This window comes from Roseateles sp. (assembly GCF_036486225.1).
Classification (GTDB): Bacteria; Pseudomonadota; Gammaproteobacteria; order Burkholderiales; family Burkholderiaceae_C; genus Roseateles.
The window spans coordinates 1-7,363 of the sequence record NZ_DASVNZ010000231.1 but is presented as its reverse complement, the minus strand read 5'-3'; the positions used below and the strand labels follow the sequence as shown (position 1 = coordinate 7,363).

The following is a 7,363-nucleotide window of genomic DNA, read 5'->3' as shown; positions in this document are numbered from 1 at the left end:
CGAACAGCGTCAGCGTGCGCAGCGCGGTCGCCTCCAGCTGCGCCTGCATCGCCGGCTTGTCCTGCGGACTGGCGCCCAGCGCGTAACGCCGGGCCGCGAGCAGCCGCTGCGCCGGATCGGCCAGCGCGCGCCGCAGCGCCAGCCAGCCGTCCATGCTGTCCTTGGCGTCCACCGGCACGCGCAGGTAGCGGAAGCTGTCCGACAGCGTGTCGCGCACGCCGAGCAGGTAGACCCGGTGCCCGTCGAGCTCCAGCGGCAGCATGTAGTTGTTGTACTCGCGCGCCTGGCCGGAGGCGTCGCGCAGCTTGTAGCTGAAGGACGGGCCGACGTTGCGCAGCGTCTTCTTGCCCTCGAGGTTGGCGCCCGAGCCCAGATGCTGCTCCAGCCGCCCGACCAGGTCGACCTTGCGCACGTCGGTGCCGTTCTTGTCCTTGCCGTCGTCGGCGAAGTTCTCGACGTTGATGACGCGCAGCCCGGTGAACTCGAGGCCGTACTTCTCGCCGTCCGCCGTCAGCGTCGTGGTGCCGTTGACCTTGCCTTCCAGCGGCGTGTCGTGCGCGGCCTGCAGCGCGCGCAGCTTCAGCTTCATCGACGAGCCGCCGTCCTCGAAGCTGCTCTGGTACAGCGTGACGCCGCGGTAGGTCACCGGTTCGTTGACCTTGACGGTCGCCTTGGTCGACGAGCCGTCGCGGCGGTCGTGCAGGACGATGTCGCTGGCGAACAGCTTGGGCATGCCGGTCGCGTAGTACTCGACGATGAATTTCTTCAGTTCGACGTCGAAGGGCAGGTCCTGCACCACCACGCCGCTGGGCATGGAGATCAGTGCGTTCGACGAACGGCTGCCTTCGGGCACATACAGGTTGCCGCGGAAGCTCGGGTTGCTGGGCGTCAGGCGGTTGACGTCGGTCACCTTGGTGAGGTCGTCGCCCTGGTAGATCTGCTTGCCCTGCGCCCACATCATGACGCGCACGACGAGGTCGCCGTCGAACAGCCCGCCCAGGCAGATCAGCACGATGGCCGAATGCGCCGCCAGGTAGCCGATCTTGTGCGCCGATCCCTTGCGCGCGCCGATCATGACGCCGCCGTTGCGCACCTGGGCGCGGGCCTTCCAGCCCTCGGCGCTCAGCCACGCGTTGATCTGGCCGAGCGCGGCTTCCGGATTCATGTGCAGGTAACCCAGCGCCTTGTGCTTGAAGGCCTGGATAGCCTGCTCGCGCATCGTTTCCTTGTAGGTCTTCAGGTCGCGCAGGATCTTGGGCGTATGGCGCGCAATGCACAGGCTGGTCGAGACGACCAGGAAACCCAGCATCAGCAGGAACCACCAGGCGCTGTAGACGGTGTACAGGTCGAACTTGCCGAACAGCTCCGACCAGAACGGCCCGAACTGGTTGACGTAGTTGGGCATCGGCTGGCGCTGCTGCACGACGGTGCCGATCACGGAGGCGATGCACAGCACCGTCAGCAGCGCGATGGCGAAGCGCATCGACGCGACCAGCTCCATGGCGTCGTCGAGCGCGACGCGCGCGATCGCCTGGGCCGTCCGCGTGGACTGCCTGGGGGGATTCTCGGGTGACATCTCGGGGGACGACTGGGTCATGGCCGGCATTCTCGTTGCCCCGGGTGACGAATCGGGCGAGGGCCGGCAAAAGCGAAGGCCGGTGATCGGATCACCGGCCTCGTTCGTCGGAACCTTCCCCGAAAGGTGCGTCCCGCGGGGATCGCTCAGCGCAGGCCGGCGATGTAGTCCGACACCGCCTTGATCTCGCGGTCGCTCATCTTGGCGGCGATCGCCAGCATCTGCGGGCTGTTGGGCCGGCCGCCGGCGCGGAACGCGGTCAGCTGGGCCTCCGTGTAGTCGCTGTGCTGGCCGCCCAGGCGCGGGTACTGCGCCGGGATGCCGGCGCCGTTCGGGCTGTGACAGCCGGCGCAGGCGGGCACCTGCTTGTCCGCGATGCCGCCCCGGTAGATCTTCTCGCCCAGGGTGATCAGCTCCTTGTTCTTCGCGAAGCCGGGCTTGGACCCCTTGCTGGCGTAGAACGCGGCCACGTTGCGGATGTCGTCGTCCGTCAGCGGCGCGGCCATGCCCGACATCACCGCGTTCTTGCGCTTGCCCGACTTGAACTCGTGCAATTGCTTGGCGAGGTAGTCGGCGTGCTGGCCGGCGATGATGGGATTGGCCGGGCTGCCCCGGCTGCCGTCCGCCGTATGGCAGGCGGCGCAGACTTGCGAACTGATGGCCTGACCCTTGGTCAGATCAGGCTTGGCGGCTGGGGCGGGTTCATTGGCGTTGGCGGCGCCGGACATCAAAACCATGCTCGACAACAAGAAAGCGGCAGTCTTCATGAATGTTGAGGGTTGGGTGAGCGCAACCGCGGGATCTTACAATGCACCTCTTTAGAGCCCGCGCAGCCCGATGACCGATTCCAACAAGAAACCCGCCCCTGCGGCCCCAGGGAAACCCGCAGGCCGTGGCGCGGGACGCGCGGGAGCGTCAAAGAAGAAGCAGGGACCCGGGAAAACGGGTATGCGCGCGGCCGCCAAGGCCCGCGCCAAGGCGACGGAAAAAGCCAAGGCGCAAGGACTGCCCCCGCCGCCCAAGCGCGTCAGCACGCAACCCCTGACCCCGGGCAAGCGCGCGCTGGCCTGGACGCATACCGCGCGTTTCCTGACCACGGCCAGCCAGCTCAAGCATCTGCCGGTCAACGGCGTGCTGCCGGGGGAAGCGCTGGCGCGCGCGGAGGCGGCGCTGGCCGAGGCCGAGGCCGCCGGGTTCGACGAGGAGTTGCTGGACGACGACGTCGTCGGCGCGCCGGAAGCCGACTCGGAGGCCGGAGAGATCGGAGAAGAGACCGGCGAAGAGGGTGGCGAAGGCGAAGCGCGCGCGCAAGACCTGGCCCCGCCGGCCTCGCGCGGCCTGCCGGAGATCGCCTTCGTCGGCCGTTCCAATGCCGGCAAGTCGACGGCGGTCAACACGCTGGCCCAACAGAAGCGCCTGGCCTTCGCGTCGAAGACGCCGGGCCGCACGCAGCACATCAACCTGTTCGCGGTGGGCCCGCGCGACGCGCCCACCGCGCTGTTCGCCGACCTGCCCGGCTACGGCTACGCCGCGGTCGCCCGCGACGCCAAGCTGCGCTGGCAGCGCGTGATGGCCGACTACCTCGGCCAGCGCGAGGAGCTGTCGGGCGTGGTGCTGATGGTCGACTCCCGCCTGGGATTGACCGATCTCGACAAGCAGCTGCTCGAATACGTGTCCGACCGCGTCACCGCCGGCGAGGTCAGCCTGCTGGTCGTGCTGACCAAGTCCGACAAGCTCAACCGCAAGGAAGGCGCCGCCATCCTGGCGCAGGTCCAGAAGGACCTGGGCGTGCTGGCCACGGAGGACTCCGACATCGCCGTCACGCTGTTCTCGGCGCTGAGCAAGCAGGGCCTGGAAGACGTGGCCGAGGTGATCTACGACTGGGCCCACGCCGCGCCGCGCGAGGCGTCCGGCGAGGACGAGGACGAGGACGAAGGCATCGAGGACGACGCGGAAGACGACTCGACGCCTACGTGACGCCTGCTTGATGGCCTGCTTGGCGTCTGCTCAAAGCCAACTCAAGGCCGGCCGATGAACACGTAGAACGCGGTGCCGCCGCGGGGCGCGTAGCCGATGCCCACGTACAGCGGCCCCAGTCCCGTGTCCGAGCCCAGGAAGATGCTGCTCGCGTAGCGCATGTCCTTGACGCTGATGTCGCGGCGCGACAACCAGGTGTTGCCGGCCTCCAGCGTGCCGCCGATGAAGAACCCGCGTGACAGGAAGGGCTGGTCGTTCAGGCGCCGGTAGTAGGTCGCCCGCGTGAACAGCAGCGAGTTGCCGCTGAGCTGGTTCGGGTTGTAGCCCGACAGCTGGTGGAAGCCGCCCAGCGTGTAGCCGCCCAGGCCGGTGTCGTCCGGCTGCTGCGACGCCACGGCCCGCGCGTACAGGCTGATCGTGTGCCCGCCGAAGCTGCGCACCACGTTCCCGTCCGTGTTCAGCCGCAGGAAGCGACCGCTGCTGAGGTTGCGGTTGTCCTGGCGGCCGCCTTGCGCCTCGACGGTGAAGCGGTAGCCGTGCTGCGGGAAGTTGGCGAAGTCCAGTTGATCCACGACGGTCCGGAAGCGGAAGCCCCGCTCATAGCTGGTCCAGCGCAGCTTGCCCATCTCGGGCGTCGCGACGGTGATCAGGTCGGGCTTGGCGTGCCGGATCTGGCTGATGACGCCGAGCCGCACCTCGCCCCAGCGCCCCCAGGGCTGGCCGACGTCCAGCCCCACGGAGGCGTCGCGCCTCACCAGCCGGGCCTGTCCGAGGCTGGCGTTGTCCGGATCGTTGTCGTCATAGACGATCTGCTTGCGCTGGTTGGCCTCACCCCAGGCACTGACGAACCAGTCGTCGGCCACGCCCAGCTTCAGGCCCAGCGGGTGGTACAGCTCGGTGTAGAGCCGCGGCGTCTCGCCGATCGTGATCTGGTTGCGCCACTCGGTGCCCTTGTCGGTCAGCCAGTGGCGGTTGTGGCTCAGCCGCAGGTTGAAGAAGCTGTCGCCGCTCGAGTCGGTCGACAGGTCCATGCCGACGCGGAAGTAGTTCGGCCCCCAGGGCTTGTCTTCCATGTTGAAGACCAGGGTCTCGCCCTCGGCGCGCTGCTCGACGTGGTAGTCGACGCGGTTGTAGTCGCCGCTGGAGGACAGGAAGCGCATGTCGCGCTCGGCCGTCTCGTTGTTGAAGGGCTGGCCCGGCTTCGATTCGAGCTGGCTGCGGAAGCGCTCCGGATTCGTGTTGTCCGAGCCCTCCATCTTGACCGCGGCGATGAACACGCCCGGCGGCTTGGTGCCGATGCGCGCGATCTCCCAGTCCTTGTAGGTCCGCTCGTCGACGGCATAGGGCCGCAGCTGCGGCAGCAGCGCCTCGGCGGCTTCCTCGCCGGCGCGGATGAGGTCCCGTACCTTGTCGAAGTCGCCCGAGGTGAGCGCGCCCAGCTTGGGCGTGATCAGCAGGTCCTCGCCGGCGGACATGCTGGCGATGGAGCGCTGCACGTTCTGCTCGGTGAGGATGTTGATCATCTGCGCGGTCAGTCCGAGCAGCGAGTTCAGCGTCTCGCGCCCGCCCACCGGCGTGCCGACGTTCACCGCGATCAGCCGCGTCGCGCCCATCTCGCGGGCGACGTCGATCGGCAGGTTGTTGACCAGCCCGCCGTCGCCGAGGATGCGGTCCTCCCACTCGACCGGTGCGAACACGCCCGGCACGCTCATGCTGGAGCGCAGCGCCAGCGCCAGGTCGCCTTCGGCCAGGATGCGCTCGCGGCCGTTCTCCATGTCCGTGGCGACGGCGCGGAAGGGCGTCGGCAACTGGTCGAACCGGGTGACGTTGCGCACCGGCAGGGTCAGCCGGCGCAGCAGGGCCTCCAGACCCCGGCTGGAGAGCGTGCCGGTGGGCACGCGGACCTCGCCGTCGCGCAGGCCGAACTCGATCGTCGCGGAGAACTCGAAGTCCTCTTCCTTGCGGCGCTGCGAGAGGTCCTGGCGGTCGACGCGGCTCGCGAACAGCCGGTCCCAGGCGATGCGCGACAGCTCGCGGTCCAGGTCCTCGGCGGTCATGCCGCTGGCGTAGAGGCCGCCGATGATCGCGCCCATCGAGGTGCCGGTGACGATGTCGACCGGGATGTGCTCGCGTTCGAGCACCTTCAACACGCCCACGTGCGCCAGGCCGCGCGCGCCGCCGCCCGACAGCACCAGGCCGAGCTTGGGCCGCTGGGCCTGGTCGGCCGCGGGCGTCGCCACCGGACCGGGCGGCGGATTGGGCGGGACCGTCTGGGCGAGGAGGGCGGCGGGCGCAACGAGCGCCGTCAAGGTCATCAGCGCCATCAACGCCGCCGTCGACATCGCCAGCGACGTCGAGGCGAGGGCCCGCGCCCTGCGGCACAGGGCGCTCGGGCGTGGAGGACGGTCGGGACGGGACGGGGCGGAGGGGTCTCGGGACACGGCGGACATCGGGCTCACGGCACAGCCTCGCGGCAACGGCGCGAGGCGGGCGCATTGTGACCCGAACCGGTTCGACATCGAACCGGCGGAAGTCCGTCAGTGATCGTTGCCGTTGTGCGGCGCGCGGTCCAGGTCCAGCATCAGCGTGCCGATGGCGCGTTGGAGCAGCGGTTCGTCTTCCAGCTCGGTGATCAGTCCGTTGGCGACCAGCTGTTCCAGCGCGCCGCGCGTCACCGAGTGGCGCTCCTCCGCCACCTGGCCGACGAACAGGAACATCTGCCGGCTGTCGCTGATCCAGGCGATCTGCGCGGTGATCCATTCGCTCTGATGGAAGAAGTGGTACCAGCCGCCGATGTGCACGCCGGCGATCCAGTCCTGCAGGGCTGCGTGCGCGTGCGGCGAATGTTCCTCGCTGTAGAGCGCGACCGGCACCGTCGGCAGCTGGCCGCGGTCGACGCGCTCGTAGGCCCAGCGCGAGGGGAGTTGCGACTCGCGTTCGTCGAGCAGCTGCTGCAGCAGTTCCTCGGGGGTCAGCGCGGGACGACGCGGCGAGGGCGCCGCCGGGGCGGCCTCCTCGACGGCCGGTTGACCGCGCAGGACGCGGCCGTGCTGGCGCATCAGCTCATCCAGGAAGGTCTGCCGCTGCATCGCCGGCAGCGCGATGGCATCCATGCCGCGGTCCAGCGCGCGGACCAGGTCCGGCAACTGGCCCCGCAGGCGCACGCGGGCGGCCTCGTCCGGCTGCGGCGCGACGCTGTGCAGCAGCGCGTCCACGAGCTCGATGTAGGTCTGCGGCTCCGAGGCGTCCCGACCGTGCTGGACCATCGCCTGCGCGATGACCTCGACCCAGGGGCCGAGCAGGAAGCGCCGCATCAGCTTGCCGGCCTGCGCGTCGTCGAGCTGGTGCTGCAGCTGGTCGCGCAGCATCCGCTGCCATTCCTGGCGGCGCTGCTCGCGGTCCAGACGCTCGAGCGCCACGGCGCTGCGTTGGCCGCGGGCCTCGGCCTGCGCGCGGATGTGGGAATCGACTTCGGTCAGCGCCTGCTGGAACTGCAGCGCGGACGGATGCGCGCTGTCCAGCAGCGGCTGGATCACGCGTTCGAGGAACTGCAGGAAGGCCTTCAGTTCCGCGTCGTCGCTGCGCTGGAAGCCCGCGCCATGCGCGGCCAGCCGGTTCAGCAACTGCCAGGTCGGATGGTCCTGGCGGCGCAGCAGCGTGGGATCGGCCTTGGACAGGCGCACGATCGCCACCTGCAGCCGCCCCATCAGCACCTTCAGCGGCGGCTGCAGGCTGTCGTCGGCCAGGATCTGGTCGTACAGGCGCGACAGCAGGTCCGAGCCCGGCGCGCCCACGCCCGGCCCCAGCCTG

Annotated in this window: 5 protein-coding genes; 1 reads left to right on the top strand and 4 read right to left on the bottom strand. The window is 69.4% G+C overall.

Going from position 1 to position 7,363, the window contains the following annotated elements:
- Window positions 1-1,597 (bottom strand): cytochrome c biogenesis protein ResB (locus tag VF536_RS15860; RefSeq protein ID WP_331615830.1); only part of this gene is annotated, 1,597 nt, incomplete at its 3' end.
- Window positions 1,598-1,722: 125 nt separating this feature from the next.
- Complete coding sequence (locus VF536_RS15855; RefSeq protein ID WP_331615829.1) at window positions 1,723-2,313, bottom strand: c-type cytochrome; 591 nt, start codon at window positions 2,311-2,313, stop codon at window positions 1,723-1,725.
- Window positions 2,314-2,890: 577 nt separating this feature from the next.
- Between VF536_RS15855 and yihA the strand changes: the two genes are divergently transcribed.
- Window positions 2,891-3,553: a ribosome biogenesis GTP-binding protein YihA/YsxC gene (gene yihA / locus VF536_RS15850; protein ID WP_331615831.1), complete on the top strand. Its 663-nt coding sequence runs from the start codon at window positions 2,891-2,893 to the stop codon at window positions 3,551-3,553.
- A gap of 41 nt (window positions 3,554-3,594) precedes the next feature.
- Here yihA and VF536_RS15845 read toward each other — a convergent pair whose 3' ends face one another.
- Window positions 3,595-5,877, bottom strand: coding sequence for a patatin-like phospholipase family protein (locus VF536_RS15845; RefSeq protein ID WP_331615828.1), 2,283 nt, complete (start codon window positions 5,875-5,877; stop codon window positions 3,595-3,597).
- A gap of 213 nt (window positions 5,878-6,090) precedes the next feature.
- Window positions 6,091-7,363 (bottom strand): DUF1631 family protein (locus VF536_RS15840; protein ID WP_331615827.1); only part of this gene is annotated, 1,273 nt, incomplete at its 5' end.